21 protein-coding genes are annotated in these 23126 nt (G+C 69.2%); 12 read left to right on the top strand and 9 right to left on the bottom strand.

What is annotated here, in order from left to right; all coding sequences use genetic code 11:
- The first annotated feature begins 44 nt into the window (after positions 1 to 44).
- The 6 genes from murJ (at position 45) to trxA (ending at position 7267) form a co-directional block, all read left to right on the top strand.
- Positions 45 to 2219 (top strand): murein biosynthesis integral membrane protein MurJ, encoded by a 2175-nt coding sequence (gene murJ / locus ACZ3X1_RS09520; RefSeq protein WP_467278218.1) that lies wholly within the window; start codon positions 45 to 47, stop codon positions 2217 to 2219.
- Positions 2220 to 2336: 117 nt separating this feature from the next.
- Complete coding sequence (locus tag ACZ3X1_RS09515; RefSeq protein ID WP_467278215.1) at positions 2337 to 4058, top strand: protein kinase family protein; 1722 nt, start codon at positions 2337 to 2339, stop codon at positions 4056 to 4058.
- A gap of 107 nt (positions 4059 to 4165) precedes the next feature.
- Positions 4166 to 4861, top strand: a complete 696-nt coding sequence (sigM, locus tag ACZ3X1_RS09510) for an RNA polymerase sigma factor SigM (protein ID WP_467278212.1) — start codon at positions 4166 to 4168, stop codon at positions 4859 to 4861.
- Positions 4858 to 5781 carry an anti-sigma factor family protein gene (locus ACZ3X1_RS09505; RefSeq protein ID WP_467278210.1) on the top strand — a complete coding sequence of 308 codons (924 nt, stop codon included), beginning with the start codon at positions 4858 to 4860 and terminating at the stop codon, positions 5779 to 5781. Before sigM ends, ACZ3X1_RS09505 begins: the two co-directional genes overlap by 4 nt.
- A gap of 124 nt (positions 5782 to 5905) precedes the next feature.
- On the top strand, positions 5906 to 6868 hold the full coding sequence (trxB, locus tag ACZ3X1_RS09500; protein ID WP_356811284.1) for a thioredoxin-disulfide reductase: 963 nt from the start codon (positions 5906 to 5908) through the stop codon (positions 6866 to 6868).
- 57 nt (positions 6869 to 6925) lie between these two features.
- Positions 6926 to 7267, top strand: a complete 342-nt coding sequence (gene trxA, locus ACZ3X1_RS09495) for a thioredoxin (RefSeq protein WP_356811283.1) — start codon at positions 6926 to 6928, stop codon at positions 7265 to 7267.
- Positions 7268 to 7336: 69 nt separating this feature from the next.
- On the opposite strand, the gene ACZ3X1_RS09490 is transcribed toward trxA, so the two are convergent.
- The 9 genes from ACZ3X1_RS09490 to rpmH all read right to left on the bottom strand — a co-directional run bounded on the left by ACZ3X1_RS09490 (position 7337) and on the right by rpmH (position 13807).
- A complete protein-coding gene (locus ACZ3X1_RS09490; protein ID WP_356811282.1) occupies positions 7337 to 7954 on the bottom strand; it encodes a GNAT family N-acetyltransferase in 618 nt (205 codons plus the stop codon).
- A gap of 101 nt (positions 7955 to 8055) precedes the next feature.
- A complete protein-coding gene (locus ACZ3X1_RS09485; protein ID WP_467278207.1) occupies positions 8056 to 9165 on the bottom strand; it encodes a ParB/RepB/Spo0J family partition protein in 1110 nt (369 codons plus the stop codon).
- Positions 9162 to 10250 (bottom strand): ParA family protein, encoded by a 1089-nt coding sequence (locus ACZ3X1_RS09480; protein ID WP_362628764.1) that lies wholly within the window; start codon positions 10248 to 10250, stop codon positions 9162 to 9164. Before ACZ3X1_RS09480 ends, ACZ3X1_RS09485 begins: the two co-directional genes overlap by 4 nt.
- Positions 10251 to 10515: 265 nt before the next feature.
- On the bottom strand, positions 10516 to 11232 hold the full coding sequence (rsmG, locus tag ACZ3X1_RS09475) for a 16S rRNA (guanine(527)-N(7))-methyltransferase RsmG (RefSeq protein WP_030817076.1): 717 nt from the start codon (positions 11230 to 11232) through the stop codon (positions 10516 to 10518).
- A 128-nt stretch (positions 11233 to 11360) separates the two neighbouring features.
- Complete coding sequence (locus ACZ3X1_RS09470; RefSeq protein ID WP_030025736.1) at positions 11361 to 11873, bottom strand: Jag family protein; 513 nt, start codon at positions 11871 to 11873, stop codon at positions 11361 to 11363.
- Between the two features lie 15 nt (positions 11874 to 11888).
- Complete coding sequence (yidC, locus tag ACZ3X1_RS09465) at positions 11889 to 12992, bottom strand: membrane protein insertase YidC (protein ID WP_356811279.1); 1104 nt, start codon at positions 12990 to 12992, stop codon at positions 11889 to 11891.
- Between the two features lie 3 nt (positions 12993 to 12995).
- Positions 12996 to 13277: a membrane protein insertion efficiency factor YidD gene (gene yidD / locus ACZ3X1_RS09460; RefSeq protein ID WP_076043740.1), complete on the bottom strand. Its 282-nt coding sequence runs from the start codon at positions 13275 to 13277 to the stop codon at positions 12996 to 12998.
- The gene (gene rnpA, locus ACZ3X1_RS09455) at positions 13274 to 13648 is read right to left on the bottom strand and encodes a ribonuclease P protein component (RefSeq protein ID WP_356811278.1); all 375 of its coding nucleotides are present in this window, start codon (positions 13646 to 13648) and stop codon (positions 13274 to 13276) included. The genes yidD and rnpA overlap by 4 nt, the downstream gene beginning before the upstream one ends.
- Before the next feature lie 21 nt (positions 13649 to 13669).
- Complete coding sequence (gene rpmH / locus ACZ3X1_RS09450; RefSeq protein WP_018547628.1) at positions 13670 to 13807, bottom strand: 50S ribosomal protein L34; 138 nt, start codon at positions 13805 to 13807, stop codon at positions 13670 to 13672.
- Between the two features lie 353 nt (positions 13808 to 14160).
- On the opposite strand from rpmH, the gene dnaA reads away from it, so the two are divergent.
- The 6 genes from dnaA (at position 14161) to gyrB (ending at position 23092) form a co-directional block, all read left to right on the top strand.
- Complete coding sequence (dnaA, locus tag ACZ3X1_RS09445; protein ID WP_467278198.1) at positions 14161 to 15948, top strand: chromosomal replication initiator protein DnaA; 1788 nt, start codon at positions 14161 to 14163, stop codon at positions 15946 to 15948.
- Between the two features lie 841 nt (positions 15949 to 16789).
- Positions 16790 to 17920: a DNA polymerase III subunit beta gene (gene dnaN, locus ACZ3X1_RS09440; protein WP_053611653.1), complete on the top strand. Its 1131-nt coding sequence runs from the start codon at positions 16790 to 16792 to the stop codon at positions 17918 to 17920.
- A 243-nt stretch (positions 17921 to 18163) separates the two neighbouring features.
- Positions 18164 to 19039 (top strand): phosphogluconate dehydrogenase (NAD(+)-dependent, decarboxylating), encoded by an 876-nt coding sequence (gene gnd / locus ACZ3X1_RS09435; protein ID WP_030029596.1) that lies wholly within the window; start codon positions 18164 to 18166, stop codon positions 19037 to 19039.
- Between the two features lie 56 nt (positions 19040 to 19095).
- The gene (recF, locus tag ACZ3X1_RS09430; RefSeq protein WP_356811275.1) at positions 19096 to 20232 is read left to right on the top strand and encodes a DNA replication/repair protein RecF; all 1137 of its coding nucleotides are present in this window, start codon (positions 19096 to 19098) and stop codon (positions 20230 to 20232) included.
- Entirely contained in the window at positions 20229 to 20765 is a 537-nt protein-coding gene (locus ACZ3X1_RS09425; RefSeq protein WP_356811274.1) for a DciA family protein, read from the top strand. Before recF ends, ACZ3X1_RS09425 begins: the two co-directional genes overlap by 4 nt.
- A gap of 305 nt (positions 20766 to 21070) precedes the next feature.
- Complete coding sequence (gyrB, locus tag ACZ3X1_RS09420) at positions 21071 to 23092, top strand: DNA topoisomerase (ATP-hydrolyzing) subunit B (RefSeq protein ID WP_356811327.1); 2022 nt, start codon at positions 21071 to 21073, stop codon at positions 23090 to 23092.
- Positions 23093 to 23126: the final 34 nt, after the last annotated feature.

The following is a 23126-nucleotide window of genomic DNA, read 5'->3' as shown; positions in this document are numbered from 1 at the left end:
GACGCCGTGGCCGGTCGGCCTGGGGACGATGAGGTGGGGTTTCGATGAACGCGCCGTACGACGGTGACCGCGCGCAGGGCACTGGCGGGCCTGCGCCCTCCCAGGGCACTGCCCCCGGCACCCCGGTGCCCGGGCAGGTTCCCGCGCCTGCGCCCGCGCCGGACCACGACCCGTATGTCCAGGATGCCTACGACTACGACCCGTACCGGTCCCAGGACCTGTCCGCCCAGGACCCCGTCGGTGAGGTCCTGTACGACCGTGCCGCGCACCCGCCGCCGCCCCCCGGTACCTTCCAGGAGCCCGGTCCGCTGTACGCGGCGCCGGCCGCGCCCATGTACTCCCCCGACCCGCGCGTCTGGGCCCAGACCCCGCCGCCCGAGCCGGACGGCCCCTCCCGACACCTGCCGTACGGCGACCGCGCCACCACCACCGAATTCGTGGGCGTGGACTCCCTCGTCACGCGCGCCGCGGAGGAACAGCCCGCGCCGGACGCCTTCGCGCACCTCTACCGGGACCAGGAGGCGGCCCCCCGCACGCCCGTCGAGGACACCCCCGTCGCCGTCCCGGCACCGGCCAAGCCCGCCGGACGGGCCGCGAGCCTGCTCAAGTCCAGTGCGCTCATGGCCGCGGGAACGATCGTCTCCCGCATCACCGGCTTCCTGAGAACCCTCGTCATCGCCGCGGCGATCGGCGTCGGCACCTTCAACGACACGTACCAGATCGCCAACACGCTGCCCACGATGATCTACGTGCTGGTCGGCGGTGGCGCCCTCAACGCCGTCTTCATCCCGCAGCTGGTCCGGGCGATGAAGAACGACGACGACGGGGGCGAGGCGTACGCCAACCGGCTGCTGACCCTCGTTGTCGTCCTGCTGGCCGGCATCACCACCATCTGCGTCCTGGCCGCACCGGTGTTCATCACGATGATGTCGCCGAAGATCGCCTCCGACCCTCAGCAGATGGACGTGGCCGTCGCCTTCGCGCGGTACTGCCTGCCCACCATGTTCTTCATGGGCGTCCACGTGGTGCTCGGTCAGATCCTGAACGCCCGGGGCCGCTTCGGCGCGATGATGTGGACCCCGGTCCTCAACAACATCGTGGTCATCGCCACCTTCGGCGCCTTCATCTGGGCGTTCGGCGGCTTCACCACCTCCGGGGTCAACGCCACCACCGTCACCCCGGAAGGCGTCCGCCTGCTGGGTCTGGGCACCCTGCTCGGCCTGACCGTCCAGGCCCTCGCGATGCTGCCGTACCTGCGCGACGCCGGCTTCAAGCCGCGCCTGCGCTTCGACTGGAAGGGCCACGGCCTCGGCAAGGCGGCCCGCCTGGCCAAGTGGACGTTCTTCTTCGTCCTCGCCAACCAGGTCGGCCTCGTCATCGTCACCCAGCTCGCCACCTGGGCCGGTTCGGTCGCCGAGAAGCAGGGCCACCCCGGCACCGGCATCACCGCCTACAACTACGCGCTGCTGCTGTGGCAGATGCCGCAGGCGATCATCACCGTCTCCGTCATGACCGCCGTCCTGCCCCGCATCTCCCGCTCCGCCCACGACGGGGACGCCGCCGCGGTCCGCGACGACATCTCGTACGGCCTGCGCACGTCGGCCGTCGCGATCGTGCCCTGCGCCTTCGCGTTCCTCGCGCTCGGCGTCCCGATGGCCACCCTGCTCTACGCGGGCTCCGGCTCCGGCGCCCAGAACATCGGCTACGTCCTGATGGCCTTCGGCCTCGGGCTGATCCCGTACTCCGTCCAGTACGTCGTCCTGCGCGGCTTCTACGCGTACGAGGACACCCGCACGCCCTTCTACAACACCGTCATCGTCGCCGCCGTCAACGCGGCGGGCTCGGCGATCTCCTTCTTCGTACTCCCCGCCCGCTGGGCGGTCGTCGGCATGGCGGCCTCCTACGGTCTCGGCTACGCCGTGGGCGTCGGCGTGGCCTGGCGCCGCCTGCGCACCCGGCTCGGTGGCGACCTCGACGGCGCCCACGTGATGCGCACCTACGCCCGCCTCACCGGGGCCTGCGTCCCGGCCGCCGCCGTGGCCGGTGCGGCCGCGTTCGGAGTCACTCAGTGGCTTGGCAGCGGAGTCCTCGGTTCCGCCACCGCCCTGATCGCCGGCGGCATCACCCTCGCAGCGGTGTTCCTCATCGCCGCCAAGCGGATGCGGATCGAAGAGCTCAACGCGATGGTCGGGATGGTCCGAGGACGTTTGGGGCGCTGATGCGCACAACCGTCGCCCCCTTTCGTGTGTCGTGCATAGCGTCGGACTGTGGGCACAATTGGCATGGCTTCGCAGACTGGCCTACAGCGCGCAACGGATGGGGAGGCAGGAACGACGGTGGCGGAACGTAGCACGGCTGCCGTCGACGTGGCCGACAACGACGGCGACGAGCCGTCTGCCGCTCAGGCGGCAAGGGCCACGTCCGACGGGGTGGACACCCAGAACGGACGAGCCGCGGACGGACCCATGCCCGAAAAGGACGGCGAACGCAAGCACACGGCCTCCACGGCCGCACCCGAACTCCACAGCGGTCACAAGCTCGCCAGACGCTATCGGCTGGAAGAGTGCGTCACCCGTGTGGACGGATTCAGCAGTTGGCGCGCGATGGACGAGAAGCTGCGCCGTGCCGTGGGCGTGCACCTGATGCCCGCCGACCACTCACGGGCACGCTCCGTCCTGGCCGCCGCCCGCTCGTCCGCCCTCCTCGGCGACCCGCGGTTCGTCCAGGTGCTCGATGCCGTGGAGGAGAACGACCTCGTCTACGTCGTCCATGAGTGGCTGCCCGACGCCACCGAACTCACCGCCTTGCTCGCTGTGGGCCCGCTGGAGGCCCATGAGGCGTACCAGCTCGTCAGCCAGGTCTCCCAGGCGATGGCCGCCGCACACCGCGAGGGGCTCGCTCACCTGCGACTTACGCCCAGCGCGATACTGCGCACGTCCACGGGCCAGTGGCGCATCCGCGGCCTCGCAGTGAACGCCGCCCTGCGCGGCATCACCAGCGAGACCCCGCAGCGCGCCGACACCGAAGCCATCGGCGCCCTGCTGTACGCCGCCCTGACGCAGCGCTGGCCGTACGAGAGCGACGCGTACGGCCTCGCCGGTCTGCCCAAGGGGGTCGGCCTGATCGCCCCCGACCAGGTTCGGGCCGGCGTCCACCGGGGCCTGGGGGAGCTCGCCATGCGTGCGCTCGCCAACGACGGGGCCACCGCCTCCCGTCAGGAACCGGCCTGCACCACCCCGGAGGAGCTGTCCAAGGCCGTGGCCGCGATGCCCCGCATCCGGCCGCCGGAGCCCGCCTTCACGGCGCCGCCGGAGTACCAGCACACCACTTACCAACAGGGCAGTTACGGCCGCACCACGCCTCCGGGCGTGACCGCCGTCCAGAGCCTGCCCGTGGCGCCTCCGCCGCCGCCCCTGCAGAGCCGTACCGGCCGCGCGCTCAAGTGGGGTGTCGCCGCCCTGCTCATCGCCGCCCTCGGCCTGGGCAGCTGGCAGCTGGCCGACACCCTGCTGGAACGCGGCACCCAGAAGGGCAACGGCGGCACCAGCAACACCACCAAGCCCGGCACCGACGACAACCCGAAGCAGGCAGGGCCCGGCGAGTCCCTGAAGATCCAAGGCGTTTCCGTCCTCGGGGGCTCGGTGAAGCCTGCGTTGGCCCCGAAGACCATCGATGGTGATCACGAATCCGCCTGGATCACTCCCGAGTACTACAACTACGCCAACTTCGGCCGCCTGGAACAGGAGAACGACGGCAGCGGGATCATCGTGGACCTGGGCGAGGTCAGGGATGTGTCCGCGCTTGAGGTCGACATGTACGTGGCGGGGCAGACGGTCGAGGTGCTGGCCGCAGCCCCCGAGGCCGGGAGCCCGGGCTCCGTCGCTGCCTTCGCCCAGCGGATCACCAAGCTGGAGCGTACGGACAAAAAGCTCCAGCCCACGCTCGAGACCCCGATCCGCACTCGCTATGTGCTGATCCACGTCACCGAGTTGCCCCCTTCCGGTGGGGGATACCGAGGCGGAATCAGCGAAATCAAGGTGCTCGGCCCCGCGTCATGAGCACACGCGCCTCGGCTGCGCGCAAGCCGGTCCGCGGCCGGATCGCGTGATTCTTTACGCGCCCGGCCGACGCACCTAGTCTCCGTCCGGGGAGGAAGCAGGGTGTGATGCGAGAAGGAACCACGGAGGGGCGCAGCGACCAGGAGCTTCTGGCGCAGCACGTGGCCGGTGATCCCGATGCCTTCGGGGAGCTCGTGCGGCGGCACCGGGACCGGTTGTGGGCCGTGGCGCTGCGGACGCTCGGGGACCGGGAGGAGGCCGCGGACGCTGTGCAGGACGCCCTGGTCTCCGCCTACCGGGCCGCGCACACCTTCCGCGGTGACTCCGCCGTCACCACCTGGCTGCACCGGATCACCGTCAACGCCTGCCTCGACCGCGCCCGCAAGGCCGCCTCGCGCAGGACGGCGCCCCTGGACGACACGGAGCGCCTGGAGCGCCTTCTGGAGCCCCACGAGTCCGCCGAGGCGCCCGCGGAACGCCAGGACCTCCACCGCCAGCTCCTGGCCGCTCTCAGGACCCTCCCGGACGAGCAGCGGGCCGCGCTCGTCCTCGTCGACATGCAGGGATACCCAGTCGCCGAAGCCGCCGACATCCTCGACGTGCCCGCCGGCACGGTGAAGAGCCGGTGCGCCCGCGGCCGGGCGAAACTCCTGCCGCTCCTCACTCATCTGCGCACGAATGCCGGGGATAACACCACCGCCGAGCGGGGAAGGAACCGGACGCCGGGCACGCCCGTCCCACCAGCGGCAGGACCCAGGCAACCAGACCCAGATGCTGTGAAGGGCGGAGGTGGACGACCGTGAGCCCTGCGACTGGCACGCCCGGCACGACCGGCACGATCCGGCACCCGGACGTCTCGGAGATCTCCGACCTGACAGAAGGACTACTCTCCCCGTCCCGAACCGCGGAGATCCGCCGTCACCTCGACGACTGCGCCTTGTGCGCCGACGTCCACTCCTCCCTGGAGGAGATCCGCAGCCTCCTCGGCACCCTCCCCGGGCCTGCCCGTATGCCCGGCGACATCGCCGGGCGGATCGATGCGGCACTCGCCGCCGAGGCCCTCCTCGACGCGACCCAGCCACGGAACCAGGCCGCACCGGCGCCCCACCCCCGCGCGACGGTCCGAGACGTTTCACGTGAAACATCGCCGACCGGTCACCCGAGCGGCCCAACCGGTCCCGGGCGACGCCGCGCACGCCGTCGGATCGCCGTCCTCGGCGGCCTGGCCGGCGCAGCCGTCTGTGCTCTCGGCCTCTTCCTCTTCGTCGACTCCTCGGGAACCCCGCACCCCAACACCGCGGCTTCGGACTCAGCCGCCCACCCGCCCGTCAGCGCGGCCGCCGGCGGCACCTACACCGCGAAGGGCCTCCAGGACAGCGTCCAGCGGCTCGTCTCTCCCGGAGCGGCTGCCAAGACCGCCCCCGGCGAGCAGAACAACACCTTGGGGGTGGACGACACCACCAGCGCTCCCGGTATCGCTCCCGAGGGCAAGCGGGCGGCGCCGGCGGTCCCCTCCTGCGTTCAGGACGCGACCGGCCGATCCGATGCTCCGCTCGCCGCCGAACGGGGCACCTACCAGGGCTCCGCCGTCTACCTCCTCGTCCTGCCGCACCCCGAGGACCCCTCGCGCGTGGACGCCTACCTCGTCGACACCACGTGCGAGAGCACCAGCTCGGCCACCGCGGGAAAGGTCCTGCTGAAGAGCAGCTATCCCCGAAGCTGACACGTTCGAGTCGGCACTGCGACGGGTGGGGAATGCGGGCGCCGTAGGATCCGTTGGGTGGGGTGAGAGTCCGCACCGGCCCCCGGTAGGCAGCACGCAGTCCGCAGAGACGAGGAAGAAACCCGTGAGCGACGTTCGAAACGTGATCATCATCGGCTCCGGGCCGGCCGGTTACACCGCCGCCCTGTACACCGCACGCGCTTCGCTCAAGCCACTGGTCTTCGAAGGCGCCGTCACTGCCGGTGGCGCCCTGATGAACACCACCGACGTGGAGAACTTCCCGGGCTTCCAGGACGGCATCATGGGCCCGGACCTCATGGACAACATGCGTGCCCAGGCCGAGCGTTTCGGCGCCGAGCTGGTTCCGGACGACATCGTGTCCGTGGACCTCACCGGTGAGATCAAGACCGTCACCGACACCGCCGGCACCGTGCACCGCGCCAAGGCCGTCATCGTGACCACGGGCTCGCAGCACCGCAAGCTCGGCCTGCCCAACGAGGACGCACTCTCCGGCCGCGGCGTCTCCTGGTGCGCCACCTGCGACGGGTTCTTCTTCAAGGACCACGACATCGCCGTCGTCGGCGGCGGCGACACCGCGATCGAGGAGGCCACCTTCCTCTCCCGGTTCGCCAAGTCCGTCACGATCGTCCACCGCCGTGACAGCCTGCGTGCTTCGAAGGCCATGCAGGACCGCGCCTTCGCCGACCCGAAGATCAAGTTCGCCTGGGACAGCGAGGTAGCCGAGATCCACGGCGAGCAGAAGCTCTCCGGCCTCACCCTGCGCAACACCAAGACCGGTGAGACCTCCGAGCTGCCCGTGACCGGCCTCTTCATCGCCGTCGGCCACGACCCGCGCACCGAGCTGTTCAAGGACCAGTTGGACCTCGACGAGGAGGGCTACCTCAAGGTCGACGCTCCCTCGACCCGGACCAGCGTCACCGGTGTCTTCGGTGCCGGCGACGTCGTGGACCACACCTACCGTCAGGCCATCACCGCCGCCGGCACCGGCTGCTCGGCCGCCCTCGACGCCGAGCGCTTCCTCGCCGCCCTCGCAGACGCCGAGAAGGCGGCCCACGCGGCGGTCTGAACGGTCTGACATCGCACGCCCCACACCCCACCCCGCAGGAAGAACAAGGAGGCCGCTGTGGCCGGCACCCTCAAGAACGTGACCGACGAAGACTTCGACGCCGAGGTCCTCAGGAGCGACAAGCCCGTACTGGTGGACTTCTGGGCCGCCTGGTGCGGACCGTGCCGCCAGATCGCGCCGTCCCTCGAGGCCATCGCCGCCGAGTACGGCGACCAGATCGAGATCGTCAAGCTGAACATCGACGAGAACCCGGCCACCGCCGCCAAGTACGGCGTCATGTCCATCCCGACGCTGAACGTCTACCAGGGCGGCGAGGTCGCCAAGACGATCGTCGGTGCGAAGCCGAAGGCTGCCATCCTCCGCGACCTCTCTGACTTCGTCGAGGTCAAGACCGCCTGACGGCGGCCGTTGTTTCACGTGAAACGGGCCCGCCCCTTGGAGGGGGCGGGCCCGTTTTCCGTTCGGCGCTCAGAGCGGTCGCAGGGCCGGTTCTTTGCGCGCCGCGCCCAGCAGCCGGTCCAGTGCGAGCTCGACGTCTTCCTTCCAGGACAGCGTGGAGCGCAGTTCCAGTCGCAGCCGGGGATGGGCCGGATGTGGACGTACGGTCTTGAAGCCCACCGCCAGGAGATGGTCCGCGGGCAGCAGGCAGGCAGGCCCCTCCCACCGTGCGTCCCCGAACGCCTCGATCGCCCGGAACCCCCTGCGCAGGAGGTCCTTGGCCACTGTCTGCACCATGACCCGGCCCAGCCCCTGCCCCTGGTATCCGGGCATGATCCACGCGGTGATCAACTGGACGGCGTCGGGCGAGACCGGACTCGTCGGGAAGGCAGTGGATCGAGGTACGTAGGCCGGCGGTGCGTACAGAACGAAACCCACCGGAACGTCGTCCACATAGACCACGCGGCCGCAGGACCCCCACTCCAGCAGGACAGCGGAGATCCACGACTCCTTCTCCGTCGCCGAAGTGCCCGCCTTCACGGCGGCCTCACCGCTGACCGGATCCAGTTCCCAGAAGACGCAGGACCGGCAACGTCGGGGCAGATCCTGGAGGTTGTCCAGCGTGAGCGGTACCAGCCGACGACCCATGACGGCATCGTATCCACTGGTCCATCGTTCTTCGACAGCAAAGCGAAGGGGCGGACCGCCGGTTCACACCGACACGATCCGCCCCTCGGCCAACCCGGAGATCACTCCTCGGCGAGACCCTGATCCAGCACCCGGCCCTCGCCCGGCGCCAACGTCCCCAGAATCCGCTCCAGATCCTCCATCGAGGCGAACTCGACGGTGATCTTCCCCTTCTTCTGGCCCAGATCCACCTTCACCCGGGTATCGAACCGGTCCGACAGCCGCGTCGCCAGCTCGCTGAGCGCCGGCGACACCCGGGCTCCGGCACGCGGACCCTTCGGCTTGACCGCACTCGACGGCTCCGAGGCCATCAGCGTCACGATCTCCTCCACCGCACGCACCGACAGGCCCTCGGCCACGATGCGATGGGCCAGCCGGTCCTGCTCCGCGGAGTCCTCCACAGAGAGCAGCGCCCGCGCGTGCCCCGCGGACAGCACCCCGGCGGCCACCCGGCGCTGCACCGGCGGCGACAGCTTCAGCAGGCGCAGGGTGTTCGACACCTGGGGGCGGGAACGACCGATCCGGTCAGCCAGCTGGTCATGCGTGCAGTTGAAGTCCTGGAGCAGCTGGTCGTAGGCCGCTGCCTCTTCCAGCGGGTTGAGCTGTGCCCGGTGCAGGTTCTCCAGCAGCGCGTCCAGCAGGAGCTTCTCGTCATCCGTCGCACGGATGATCGCCGGAATGGCATCCAGCCCGGCTTCCCGGCAGGCACGCCAGCGCCGCTCACCCATGATCAGCTCATAGCGGCCGGGTGCCGACTGGCGCACCACCACCGGCTGGAGCAGACCCACCTCCTGGATGGAGGTAACCAGCTCGGCGAGAGCGTCCTCGTCGAACACCTCGCGCGGCTGCCGCGGGTTCGGCGTGATCGTGTCCATCGGAAGCTCCGCGAACATCGCTCCCGCCACCACGTTCGCCTCAGGCTCCGGCTTCAGCTCAGCCGCCGCCGTCGGCTCGTCCACCGGGACGACCGCCAGCGATGTTTCACGTGAAACATCGGCCTGCGCCAGCGCCGCGAGCTTCGCCGCCGCAATCCCGCGCTCGGACGTCAGCTCCGGTACCGCCGTCGGCGAGGCGGAACCGGCAGCACTGCTCGTCGGCAGCGTCTTCTCCTGCGGCGCCTGCGGGATCAGTGCAGCGAGCCCCCGTCCCAGCCCTCTACGTCGCTCACTCACTGGATCCCCTCCGACACACTCTGCGTGCTGTTCATTCCCGCGCCCGGATGGGCGTGCTGGGACTCGTACTGCATACCGACCCCGCGATACGCGATCTCTCGCGCCGCCTCCAGATAGGAGAGCGAACCGCTGGAACCCGGGTCATACGTGAGCACCGTCTGCCCATAGCTCGGCGCCTCGGAAATGCGCACCGACCGGGGGATGCTCGTCCGCAGCACCTCCTTGCCGAAGTGGCTGCGCACCTCCTCCGCCACCTGCGATGCCAGCCGGGTCCTGCCGTCGTACATCGTCAGCAGGATCGTCGACACATGCAGGGTCGGATTCAGGTGAGCCCGCACCAGATCAACGTTGCGCAGCAGCTGGCCCAGGCCCTCCAGCGCGTAGTACTCGCACTGGATGGGGATCAGCACCTCGGCACCCGCCACCAGGGCGTTCACCGTCAGCAGTCCGAGGGAGGGCGGGCAGTCGATCAGGATGTAGTCGAGAGGCTGGTCGTACGCCTGGATGGCCCGCTGGAGCCGGCTTTCCCTCGCCACCAACGACACCAGCTCGATCTCGGCGCCTGCCAGATCGATCGTGGCGGGAGCGCAGAAGAGCCCCTCGACGTCCACGACCGGCTGGACGACCTCCAGGAGAGGCCGGCTGTCCACGAGCACGTGGTAGATGGACGGCACGTCGGCGTGGTGGTCGATTCCCAGAGCGGTGGACGCGTTCCCCTGCGGGTCGAGGTCGACCACGAGAACCCGCGCCCCGTTCAGAGCCAGCGAGGCCGCCAGATTAACGGTCGTCGTGGTCTTGCCCACGCCGCCCTTCTGGTTGGCGACCACGATGACGCGGGTCTGATCCGGGCGCGGCATGGCCGCACCGGAGCGCCCCATGGCCTCGACCGCCAGCTGGGCGGCTCGACCGATGGGGGTCTCGTTGTCTACAAGGGGCGGGGGTGATGTTTCACGTGAAACATCCTCACCCACCGGTTCTGAGCGGGGACCGGGGACCGGGTCGGCCATCGGCCCCGCGAGGTTGGCGTCGGACCGCACGGTGTCACTCTCCTCGACATCAGGCTCGCGATGAACAGAGCCTGCCATGTCACCGGGGTCGCGAACCAGCGGGGCCCTTACTCCTGTGGATGAATCCACCGATGTGGACAACTCCGTCCCCCTTGCGTCCTTGCGCTGGAGGGGGGACGCAGCCACACGACCGCGGCTGATGATTCCGTGCAGCAGAGAGCGACGTTTCACGTGAAACACGATGCCCGGACGGAGTCTTCAGGCCTCTACGACACTCCGAAATGCATACCTATAGGGCCCAACACAGACGAAATCTCCGCATGGGCCCCCCATCGGCCAGAAATCAACGACGCCGACGAGACCGGCCGACCCGGGCAGCCTTGGCCCGCTTGGCCGCGAACCTCACCCCGCCCGGGCTTTCTCCGACCTCGACTCGGACCACCGTCGACAGCGGGTCCACCAGGCCCTCGCCCACCTGCAGCACCGAGGTCTTCACCACACCGAGCTTCGTCAGCGCCGTCTTGGCCGACACCAGCTCCTCCTCGGCGGTGTCGCCCTTGAGCGCCAGCATCTCCCCGTACGGGCGCAGCAGGGGAACGCCCCAGCCGGCCAGCCGGTCCAACGGAGCCACTGCGCGCGCCGTCACGACATGCACCGGCTGGAGCTTGCCGAGGACCTCCTCGGCCCGCCCGCGCACCACCGTGACGTGGTCGAGCCCCAGCAGCTCCACGGCCTCCTGGAGGAAGGTCGTCCGCCGCAAGAGCGGTTCGAGCAGTGTGATCTTGAGATCACGACGCACCAGCGCCAGCGGAATGCCGGGCAGGCCTGCACCGGAGCCCACGTCGCACACGGTGACGCCCTGGGGCACCACCTCCGACAGCACTGCGCAGTTCAGCAGGTGCCGCTCCCACAGCCGCGGCACCTCACGCGGGCCGATCAGGCCGCGCTTGACCCCCGCGTCCGCGAGCAGCTCCGCATACCGCACAGCTTCCGGGAAAAACTCACCGAACACCGCGCGCGCCTCTTCGGGCGCCTCGGGAAGCTCAGCTGCCTCCGTCACGGGGACCGTCCTTCCTACCTCGTGGTCCTGAGTACCACGTATTCAAGATGCCGCGTCGTTCACATGCCAGGCTGACAAACATCGGCCCCGCCTGCGACACAGACGGGGCCGAACACTCATGCCGGCGATCAGGCCGGGAGCACAACGACGAAGCGCTGCGGCTCCTCGCCCTCGGACTCGCTCCGCAGGCCGGCGGCCGCCACGGCGTCGTGGACGACCTTCCGCTCGAACGGGGTCATCGGAGCCAGCTTCAGCGGCTCACCCGACGCCTTCACGTCCGCCGCCGCCTTCGCGCCCAGGGCCGCGAGCTCCTCACGCTTCTTCGCCCGGAACCCGGCGATGTCGAGCATCAGTCGGCTGCGGTCCCCGGTCTCCCGGTGAACGGCCAGGCGGGTCAGCTCCTGCAGGGCCTCCAGGACCTCACCGTCGCGGCCCACGAGCTTCTGCAGGTCGCGGCTGGCGGAGTCACTGACGATCGACACCGCGGCACGGTCGGCCTCGACGTCCATGTCGATGTCACCGTCAAGGTCTGCGATGTCCAGCAGACCCTCGAGGTAGTCGGCCGCGATCTCACCCTCCTGCTCGAGGCGGGTCAGGGTGTCGCCACTCTCAGCGGCGGCGGTGGTGGTGCCTTCCGTCACGGGAGGGACTCCTTCTTACTTCTTGGGAGAGGGCTTGCTGGGCGTCTGGCGCTGCGACTTCGTCTGTCGCTTCGGCTGCTGTCGCTTCGCGGCACCGCCGCTGGCCGCATCCGAGTCCGCCGTGGTCTCGGAACTCTTGATCACGGAACCGTCCGCCTGAGCGGCCAGGCCCTGCTTCGACAGAGCCGTGATGAACTTCCGCTCGATGTCGTTGCGGTCCGGACCCTTGGCCACGATGGCAGCGACGATCTTCTTCTTGCCCCGGCCCTTGACCTCACCGTGCGAGGTGGCGTGCTTGAGCAGCCGCGTCAGGTACTGGTCCTGCGCCTTGCTGCCCGGCGTCGGGTTCTGGTTGATCACGTACATCTGCTGACCCATGGTCCAGACGTTGGTGGTCAGCCAGTAGACGAGGACACCGACGGGGAAGTTGATACCCATGACCGCGAAGATCACCGGGAAGATGTACATCAGCATCTTCTGCTGCTGCATGAAGGGCGTCTTGACCGAGAGGTCGACGTTCTTCTGCATCAGCTGACGCTGGGTGTAGAACTGCGACAGCGACATCATGATGATCATGACCGCGGTCACGATCCGGACGTCCGTCAGCGTGGCCCCCAGGGCCGCGACCTTCTCCGGGCTGTCCATGAACTTCGCGGCGATCGGCGCACCGAAGATCTTGGCCGCACGGGCACTGTCGACCAGCTGCTGGTCCATCGCGCCGACCGCCTTGCCATCGGCGATGTTCGACAGCACGTGGTAGAGCGCGAAGAAGAACGGGGACTGCGCCAGGATGGGCAGGCACGAGGAGAGCGGGTTGGTACCCGTCTCCTTGTACAGCTTCATCATCTCTTCGGACTGACGCTGCTTGTCGTTCTTGTAGCGCTCCTGGATCGCCTTCATCTTCGGCTGGAGCGCCTGCATGCCACGCGTGGCCTTGATCTGCTTCACGAAGAGCGGGATCAGGCAGATACGGATCAAGATCACCAGGGACACGATGGACAGGCCCCAGGCCCACCCACTGGACTCACCGAAGATCGCCCCGTACATCGAGTGGAACTGGACGATGATCCACGAGACGGGGTAAGTGATAAAGCTGAACAGACTGGCAATCGTGTCCACTAATCAGGCTCCTTGAGCATTGCGAGATCTACGCAACGCACTGCGCAGCTGCTCGTGCCAACGCGGGCGTTTACGGGGTGGGACATGGTCCACACCACCCGGGGACCACGGATTGCACCGCAGGATCCGCCAGGCGGTCAGCGCTGTCCCCTTCACCGCACCATGCCGGTCGATGGCCGTGTACCCGTAGTGCGAACACGACGGGTAATACCGGCACACCGGCCCGAGCAGCGGACTGATCGTCCACTGGTACAGCTTGATCAAAGCGAGCAGCGGGTACTTCATCGAGCCAGGCCTCCCAGGAGCCGCACCAGAGCGGCATCCAGGTCCCGGGCCAGTTCGTCGGGGCCGGCATCGCCCGCTCCGGGCAACGCTCGTACCACCACCAGGCTACCGGCGGGCAGCTGTGAGAGCCGCTCGCGGACCAGATGGCGAAGGCGGCGCTTGACCCGGTTCCGTACGACGGCGTTGCCGACGGCCTTGCTGACGACGAAACCCGCACGCGACGAGGGATCGATCTCCCCCGACTCGTGCGGGTCCGTTGCACCGCTTGTACGTAGGTGGACGACGAGGAGTGGGCGACCGGCCCGGCGTCCTCGGCGTACCGCGCTCGCGAAGTCCTCGCGCCGCCTCAGCCGATTCTCGGGAGACAGCACGACGTCACGACCTGCGTGTTGTTACGCGGAAAGGGCGGCGCGGCCCTTGGAACGGCGGTTCGCGAGGATCGCGCGACCGGCGCGGGTACGCATCCGCAGGCGGAAGCCGTGGGTCTTGGCACGACGGCGGTTGTTCGGCTGGAAGGTGCGCTTGCTCACTCGGGGGCTCCAGAGAATGAATCGTTGTGGCGGGACATCGCCTGGCTGTCACCGTGCGCCCACGAGGAAACTCGCGTGTTCGCCCGAGTGGCACCGCTAAATGATCACTATCAGTGACCTTCGCCCATCGGTAGGCAGGCGGCAGCAGCCATCGACAACTCGACCTCGTTACGGTACGCGCGGCTACGCCATCCGGTCAAACCGAGCCCGCCCGGCCGCACACTGTGCACAGGCTGTGGACAACGACTTGAACCGCAGCCTCCGGCCTGACTACCGTTGCCTGACCCCGGATTTTTTGTCCCGACCGTCCCAAAGAACCACACATTCGTGGGACCTGTGAGAGAGCGTGCTCTGTGGCTGACGTACCTGCCGATCTTGCCGCAGTGTGGCCAAGGGTGCTCGAAAAGCTCCTCGGGGAGGGACAGCCGGGCATCGAGCCCAAGGACAAGCAGTGGGTCGAGCGGTGCCAGCCCCTGGCACTCGTCGCCGACACCGCCCTCCTGGCCGTCCCCAACGAATGGGGCAAGCGCGTCCTCGAAGGCCGCCTCGCGCCGCTGATCAGCGACGCGCTCAGCCGCGAGTGCGGCCGCCCCATCCGGATCGCCATCACCGTGGACGACTCCGCCGGCGAGCCCGCCGCCCCGCCCGTGCAGCAGCCCGGCGGCTACGAGCCGTACGGCGGCCAGCGCCCGGGCGGCGGCGGCCCCTCGGACGACCAGCTCCCCACGGCCCGCCCGGCCTATCCGGACTACCAGCAGCCGCGCTCCGAGCCCGGTGCGTGGCCCCGCGGCGGCCAGCAGGACGACTACGGCTGGCAGCAGCCGCGCCTGGGCGGCTTCCCCGAGCGCGACCCCTACGCCTCTCCCCAGCCTGGCTACCTCCAGCAGTCCGAGCCCTCGGGCTACGACCAGCAGCAGTACGACCAGGGCTCCTTCGACCAGCAGAAGTACGAGCAGTCGCCGTACGAGCAGCAGCAGTCGCACCAGCCCCATCAGTCCCATCAGTACGAGCAGCAGTCCTACGACCAGCCGGCGCCCCGCCAGGCTCCCGGACGGCCCGCAGCTCCGCCCGCGCCGTCCGGCGGCTCCACCTCGGGCCCGCTGGAGCCGACCGCCCGGCTGAATCCCAAGTACCTCTTCGACACCTTCGTCATCGGCGCGTCCAACCGCTTCGCGCACGCCGCCGCGGTGGCCGTGGCCGAAGCGCCTGCGAAGGCCTACAACCCCCTCTTCATCTACGGGGAGTCGGGCCTCGGCAAGACGCACCTGCTGCACGCCATCGGGCACTACGCGCGCAGCCTCTACCCCGGCACCCGCGTGCGATACGTGAGCTCCGAGGAGTTCACGAACGAGTTCATCAACTCGATCCGCGACGGCAAGGGCGACGCGTTCCGCAAGCGCTACCGCGAGATGGACATCCTGCTCGTCGACGACATCCAGTTCCTCGCGAGCAAGGAGTCGACGCAGGAGGAGTTCTTCCACACCTTCAACACGCTCCACAACGCCAACAAGCAGATCGTCCTGTCCTCCGACCGGCCGCCCAAGCAGCTCGTCACCCTCGAGGACCGGCTCCGCAACCGCTTCGAGTGGGGCCTGATCACGGACGTCCAGCCCCCCGAGCTGGAGACCCGCATCGCGATCCTGCGCAAGAAGGCGGTCCAGGAGCAGCTCAACGCCCCGCCGGAGGTACTGGAGTTCATCGCCTCCCGGATCTCGCGCAACATCCGCGAGCTGGAGGGGGCGCTGATCCGGGTCACGGCCTTCGCGAGCCTCAACCGCCAGCCCGTCGACCTGGGCCTCACCGAGGACGTCCTCAAGAACCTGATCCCCGGCGGCGAGGACAGCGCGCCGGAGATCACGGCCACCGACATCATGGCGGCCACCGCGGACTACTTCGGCCTGACCGTGGACGACCTGTGCGGCTCCTCGCGCAGCCGGGTCCTGGTCACCGCCCGGCAGATCGCCATGTACCTGTGCCGGGAGCTCACCGACCTGTCGCTGCCCAAGATCGGGGCGCAGTTCGGCGGGCGCGACCACACCACGGTCATGCACGCGGACCGCAAGATCCGCGCTCTGATGGCCGAGCGGCGCTCCATCTACAACCAGGTAACCGAGCTCACCAACCGCATCAAGAACGCCTGACAGCCCCCTTCAAACGCATTCAGAGGGCGCTCCCGGTCCACAACGGGGGCGCCCTTCTTCGTGCGTGCGCCCCTGACCTGTTCGAATACGCCCCCCGCGGGGCAACTCATCCACAGATTCGGCGACTTTCTTCCGTCCACAGCCTGGGGACCGCCCGCGTCGCCCACAATCTGTCCACAGGGCGGGCACTTGAGGACCCATCAGCCCTGGTCAGACCCCTGTGGATTTGTGCGCAAGCGTCATCCACAGGCTGTGGACGAAAATCCCGTCCACAGGCCTGTCCACGCCGTTGTCCACCGCCACCCCACAGGTTCCCCCATGCTGTGCACAGGTTCTGCAGGGTTCTCCACACCCTTGTCCACTGTTCGGCAACCCGCCACCCCTTCTCACCGCCCGGAGTGAAAGCCGTCACACGGATGTAGACGTTTGGCTTGTGGAGTACCGGGGGAAAGCTGGGGACACACCTGTGGAGTAACAGGGGGTACCTGGGGACAGCCTGTGCAGAACTTTTCGTTCTCCACAGGGACACCGGGTTTTCCACCGGTGTCGCCCACAGGGCCGGTGGATAAAAAACGCACTCTGACCTGCACAGACGGGCTTATCCACCGTTTCCACAGGCCCTACTACTACCCCCATAGAGAGTTAGCCCGGTTTCGGTTTTCAAGCAGGTCCTGTGCACAACTCGTCGGTCGCCCGTCCCGACGCCTCGCTCCCGACTTGACCGCCGGCCGCACCGAGTGTCGGCGCCGTACGTCAGACTGGTCCCCGGCATCGGTCGAGGCATCGACGAGCCGACGACGAAGGCCGGCAGACGAGCGAGCAACAGCAGGAGGCGGTTCCGGTGAAGATCCGGGTGGAGCGCGACGTACTCGCGGAGGCGGTGGCCTGGGCGGCCCGCAGCCTCCCGGCCCGGCCGCCGGTGCCCGTCCTCGCGGGCCTGCTGCTCAAGGCCGAGGAAGGCACCCTGAGCCTCTCCGGCTTCGACTACGAGGTCTCGGCCCGGGTCTCCGTCGAGGCGGACGTGGAGGAGGACGGCACCGTCCTGGTCTCCGGCCGCCTGCTCGCCGACATCTGCCGCGCCCTCCCCAACCGCCCGGTGGAGATTTCCACAGACGGTGTACGGGCGACCGTGGTCTGCGGCTCCTCGCGGTTCACACTCCACACCCTGCCTGTGGAGGAGTACCCGGCACTGCCGCAGATGCCGACCGCGACCGGCACCGTGCCCGGCGAGGTCTTCGCCGCCGCCGCCAAGCAGGTCGCCACGGCCGCGGGCCGCGACGACACGCTGCCGGTGCTGACCGGTGTCCGCATCGAGATCGAGGGCGACCGCGTCACCCTGGCCTCCACCGACCGCTACCGCTTCGCGGTCCGCGAGTTCCTGTGGAAGCCGGAGAACCCGGACGCGTCGGCCGTGGCCCTGGTGCCCGCCAAGACGCTCCAGGAGATTGCCAACTCGCTGACCAGCGGTGACACCGTCACTCTGGCGCTTTCCGGCTCCGGTGCGGGCGAAGGCCTGATCGGTTTCGAGGGCGCCGGCCGCCGCACCACGACCCGGCTCCTCGAGGGCGACCTGCCCAAGTACCGGACGCTCTTCCCGACCGAGTTCAACTCCGTCGCAGTGATCGAGACCGCGCCCTTCGTCGAGGCCGTCAAGCGCGTGGCCCTGGTGGCCGAGCGCAACACCCCGGTCCGCCTGAGCTTCGAGCAGGGCGTGCTGATCCTGGAGGCCGGGTCCTCCGACGACGCACAGGCTGTGGAAAGGGTCGACGCTCAGCTGGACGGCGACGACATCTCGATCGCCTTCAACCCGACCTTCCTGCTGGACGGCCTCAGCGCGATCGCGTCCCCGGTGGCCCAGCTCAGCTTCACCACCTCCACCAAGCCCGCGCTGCTCAGCGGCCGCCCGGCGGTCGACGCGGAGGCCGACGAGGCCTACAAGTACCTGATCATGCCGGTGCGCCTGTCCGGCTGACGCTCCGCCCGTCGACGCCGGGCCCGGTACCGCACGCTGCTGCGGACCGGGCCCGGCGTCGTCCACAGGCTGGGGACGGCGCCGGGGAAACCGGACGCCCGACCGGCCGCCATGGAGCGCCCGCGGGGCCCGTCGCCACGGCCCGGCGTAGGCTCGGATCCGGTGGGCGGCCCCGCCCGTCCCGCGCGGACACGGCCCGGGCAGCCCCGGCAAAGACGGCCACAACGCTTAAGGAACCACCTGATGGAGCTTGGTCTCGTCGGTCTCGGCAAGATGGGCGGCAACATGCGCGAGCGCATCCGCCGCGCAGGCCACACCGTCATCGGATACGACCGCAACCCGGACCTCGCGGATGTCCACAGCCTCCGGGAACTTGTGGACAGCCTGCAGGCCCCCCGCGTCGTGTGGGTGATGGTCCCCGCCGGTGCGGCGACGCAGTCCACCGTCGACGAGCTGTCCGAGCTGCTCTCGATCGGCGACATCGTCGTCGACGGCGGCAACTCCCGCTGGACGGACGACGAGAAGCACGCCGAGGAGCTGGCGGCCAAGGGCATCGGCTTCGTCGACTGCGGTGTCTCCGGCGGCGTATGGGGCCTGGAGAACGGCTACGCCCTGATGTACGGCGGCGCCAAGGACCACGTCGCACGGGTCCAGCCGATCTTCGACGCCCTCAAGCCGGAGGGTGACTTCGGCGCCGTGCACGCCGGCAAGGTCGGTGCGGGCCACTTCGCGAAGATGGTCCACAACGGCATCGAGTACGCCATGATGCAGGCCTACGCCGAGGGCTGGGAGCTCCTGGAGAAGGTGGACTCGGTCACCGACGTACGCGAGGTCTTCCGCTCCTGGCAGGAAGGCACCGTCATCCGCTCCTGGCTGCTGGACCTGGCCGTGAACGCCCTCGACGAGGACGAGCACCTGGAGCAGCTGCGCGGCTTCGCGCAGGACTCGGGCGAGGGCCGGTGGACGGTGGAGGCGGCGATCGACAACGCCGTACCGCTGCCCGCGATCACGGCGTCGCTGTTCGCGCGGTTCGCCTCGCGGCAGGACGACTCCCCGCAGATGAAGATGATCGCCGCCCTGCGCAACCAGTTCGGCGGCCACGCGGTCGAGAAGAAGTAGCAGCTCAGCAGCACAGCACCAAAGAGCAGTGGAAAGCCGGGGGAGGTCGGCGCCGTATGCATGTCTCGCATCTCTCGTTGGCCGACTTCCGCTCGTACGCCCGGGCCGAGGTTCCCCTCGACCCGGGCGTCACCGCTTTCGTGGGCCCCAACGGCCAGGGCAAGACCAATCTCGTCGAGGCGGTCGGCTACCTGGCGACCCTGGGCAGCCACCGCGTCTCCTCGGACGCCCCGCTCGTACGGATGGGCGCGGAACGGGCCGTGATCCGCGCGGCCGTCACCCAGGGGGAGCGCCGGCAGCTGGTCGAGCTGGAGCTGAACCCGGGCCGCGCCAACCGGGCCCGGATCAACCGGTCCTCGCAGGTCAGGCCGCGGGACGTGCTGGGGATCGTCCGGACGGTGCTGTTCGCTCCGGAGGACCTGGCCCTGGTCAAGGGCGACCCGGGCGAGCGGCGCAAGTTCCTCGACGAGCTGGTCACGGCGCGCTCGCCGCGCATGGCCGGGGTCCGCTCGGACTACGAGCGTGTGCTCAAGCAGCGCAACACCCTGCTGAAGTCGGCGGCGATGGCCCGCCGGCACGGCGGCCGCTCCATGGACCTGTCCACCCTCGACGTGTGGGACCAGCACCTCGCGCGCGCGGGCGCGGAGCTGCTGGCGCAGCGCCTCGACCTGATCGCCACGCTGCTGCCGCTGGCGGACAAGGCGTACGAGCAGCTCGCGCCCGGCGGCGGCCCGCTGGGGCTGGCGTACAAGTGCTCGGCCGGCGAGCCCGTCGACAGCGGTGCCGCCCGCACCCGCGAAGCCCTGTACGAGGTGCTCCTGGCCGCTCTCGGCGAGGTGCGCAAGCAGGAGATCGAGCGCGGCGTGACCCTGGTCGGCCCGCACCGCGACGACATGGCCCTGCGGCTGGGGGAGCTGCCCGCCAAGGGCTACGCCAGCCACGGCGAGTCCTGGTCGTACGCGCTCGCGCTGCGGCTGGCCTCCTACGAGCTGCTGCGCTCGGAGGGGAGCGAGCCGGTGCTGATCCTGGACGACGTCTTCGCGGAACTGGACGCGCGGCGTCGGGAGCGGCTGGCGGAGCTGGTGGCGCCGGGCGAGCAGGTGCTGGTGACGGCGGCCGTGGACGACGACGTCCCGGGGGTGCTGGTGGGAGCCCGGTTCGGGGTGTCCGGCGGTGAGGTGACCCGGTTGTGAACGAGCACGGCAAAGATCCGCAGCAGGGCCGTAAGGCTCCGGAGGCCTCCGGGGTGGACCTGGCCCGTCAGGCCCTCGCGGCGGCGCGCGAGCAGGCGCGGGCCCGGGGCAACGCGGCGGGCGGCAGGAAGCGCCAGCAGCAGCCGGGACTGCGCTCGGGCGCACGCGCGGACGGCCGGGACCCCATGCCGCTGATGGCGGCGCTGGACCGGCTGCGCACCGAACGCGGCTGGGAGATGCCGATGGCGGTGGCGGGGGTCATGGAGCGGTGGCCGGAGATCGTCGGCCCGGACATCGCGGCGCACTGTGAACCGCAGCGGTACGAGAACCGTGAGCTGGTCGTGAGGTGTGACTCCTCGGCGTGGGCGGCGCAGTTGAAGCTGCTGGCCCCGCAGCTGGTGGCACGGCTGAACGCGGATCTGGGCCAGGGCACGGTCCGCCTGATCAAGGTGCAGGGGCCGGGCGGACGCCCGAAGGGGTACGGGCCCTGGAGGGCTCCGGGGAGCACCGGACCCGGCGACACCTACGGGTGAGTAGCCCCTGCGGGACGCTGTCGTGACCGCGTCGGCGGGTGGCGTCCCTCACGGTAGCCGGAGGTTGACAGGCCGAAGCGCTGGGTGCCCGCGTGAGCCTCTTTGAGCCCCTCCCCGGATGTGGGGAGTCGGAGAGAGGAGGTTCAGGGCGGCACATGCGGACTCAGGTACCGGCAAACCCCCATTCATGTCCGTGGTACCGGTAGACTGAACGAAATCCCGCCCATTTGCGGGATCACGCAGACAACGCAGATCGACGCGGCCGCTCCGCTGGCGCACTCGCTGGGTCCGGAGTAGGGGCTGCGCTGTGCCAGAAAGGGCGCTTCGTGGCCGATTCCGGCGACTCCAACGAGAAGAATTACGACGCCAGTGCGATCCAGGTCCTCGAGGGCCTGGACGCGGTCCGCAAGCGGCCGGGTATGTACATCGGCTCGACGGGTGAGCGTGGTCTGCACCACCTCGTCTACGAGGTCGTCGACAACTCGGTCGACGAGGCGCTGGCCGGGCACGCGGACACCATCGACGTGACGATCCTCGCCGACGGCGGGGTGCGCGTGGTGGACAACGGCCGCGGTATCCCGGTCGGCATCGTGCCGTCCGAGGGGAAGCCGGCCCTGGAGGTCGTCCTGACCGTCCTGCACGCGGGTGGCAAGTTCGGCGGCGGCGGCTACGCCGTGTCCGGCGGTCTGCACGGCGTCGGCGTGTCCGTCGTGAACGCCCTGTCGACCAAGGTCGCGGTCGAGGTCAAGACGGACGGCCACCGCTGGACCCAGGACTACAAGCTGGGCGTCCCGACGGCCCCGCTGGCCAAGAACGAGGAGACGGCGGAGACCGGCACCTCGGTCACCTTCTGGGCCGACGGCGACATCTTCGAGACGACCGAGTACTCCTTCGAGACGCTGTCACGGCGCTTCCAGGAGATGGCCTTCCTCAACAAGGGCCTGACCCTGTCGCTGACGGACGAGCGCGAGTCGGCGAAGGCGACCGTCGGCGCGGACGACCCGGACGCGGACGCGACGGAGCCCCCGGCGCGCACGGTGAAGTACTACTACGAGGGCGGCATCGTCGACTTCGTGAAGTACCTCAACTCGCGCAAGGGCGAGCTGATCCACCCCACCGTCATCGACGTCGAGGCCGAGGACAAGGAGCGCATGCTCTCGGTCGAGATCGCGATGCAGTGGAACTCGCAGTACACCGAGGGTGTCTACTCCTTCGCGAACACGATCCACACGCACGAGGGCGGCACCCACGAGGAGGGCTTCCGCGCGGCGCTGACCGGTCTGGTCAACCGCTACGCACGCGACAAGAAGCTGCTCCGGGAGAAGGACGACAACCTCGCCGGTGAGGACATCCGCGAGGGTCTGACGGCGATCATCTCGGTCAAGCTGGGCGAGCCGCAGTTCGAGGGCCAGACGAAGACCAAGCTGGGCAACACGGAGGCCAAGACCTTCGTGCAGAAGGTCGTCCACGAGCACCTGAACGACTGGTTCGACCGCAACCCGGTCGAGGCCGCGGACATCGTCCGCAAGTCGATCCAGGCGGCCACGGCGCGCGTCGCGGCCCGCAAGGCCCGTGACCTGACCCGCCGCAAGGGTCTGCTGGAGAGCGCCTCGCTGCCGGGCAAGCTGTCCGACTGCCAGTCGAACGACCCCACCAAGTGCGAGATCTTCATCGTCGAGGGCGACTCCGCCGGCGGTTCGGCGAAGTCCGGCCGCAACCCGATGTACCAGGCCATCCTGCCGATCCGCGGCAAGATCCTGAACGTCGAGAAGGCGCGCATCGACAAGATCCTGCAGAACACCGAGGTCCAGGCGCTGATCAGCGCTTTCGGCACCGGTGTGCACGAGGACTTCGACATCGAGAAGCTCCGCTATCACAAGATCATCCTGATGGCGGACGCCGACGTCGACGGCCAGCACATCAACACCCTGCTGCTGACCTTCCTCTTCCGCTTCATGCGGCCGCTGGTCGAGGCCGGTCACGTGTACCTGTCCCGTCCGCCGCTCTACAAGATCAAGTGGGGCCGCGACGACTTCGAGTACGCGTACTCGGACCGCGAGCGCGACGCGCTGGTGGAGCTCGGCAAGCAGAACGGCAAGCGGATCAAGGAAGACTCGATCCAGCGCTTCAAGGGTCTGGGCGAGATGAACGCCGAGGAACTGCGCGTCACCACCATGGACGTGGACCACCGAGTCCTCGGCCAGGTCACCCTCGACGACGCGGCGCAGGCCGACGACCTGTTCTCGGTGCTGATGGGTGAGGACGTCGAGGCGCGGCGCTCCTTCATCCAGCGCAACGCCAAGGACGTCCGCTTCCTCGACATCTGAGTCGGCTCCGCTGACCGCCGCCTGAAAGGACTTC

Source organism: Streptomyces sp. NPDC023541 (assembly GCF_055559995.1).
The sequence above is the reverse complement of the archived record's forward strand: the minus strand, read 5'-3'. Positions and strand labels throughout refer to the sequence as shown.

Bases quoted from the DNA above. Each gene is read 5' to 3' on its own strand.
- murJ (WP_467278218.1), top strand. From the start codon at position 45: ATGAACGCGCCGTACGACGGTGACCGCGCGCAGGGCACTGGCGGGCCT.
- gnd (WP_030029596.1), top strand. From the start codon at position 18,164: ATGGAGCTTGGTCTCGTCGGTCTCGGCAAGATGGGCGGCAACATGCGC.
- recF (WP_356811275.1), top strand. From the start codon at position 19,096: ATGCATGTCTCGCATCTCTCGTTGGCCGACTTCCGCTCGTACGCCCGG.
- sigM (WP_467278212.1), top strand. From the start codon at position 4,166: ATGCGAGAAGGAACCACGGAGGGGCGCAGCGACCAGGAGCTTCTGGCG.
- ACZ3X1_RS09480 (WP_362628764.1), bottom strand. From the start codon at position 10,250: ATGGCAGGCTCTGTTCATCGCGAGCCTGATGTCGAGGAGAGTGACACC.
- yidD (WP_076043740.1), bottom strand. From the start codon at position 13,277: ATGAAGTACCCGCTGCTCGCTTTGATCAAGCTGTACCAGTGGACGATC.
- ACZ3X1_RS09490 (WP_356811282.1), bottom strand. From the start codon at position 7,954: ATGGGTCGTCGGCTGGTACCGCTCACGCTGGACAACCTCCAGGATCTG.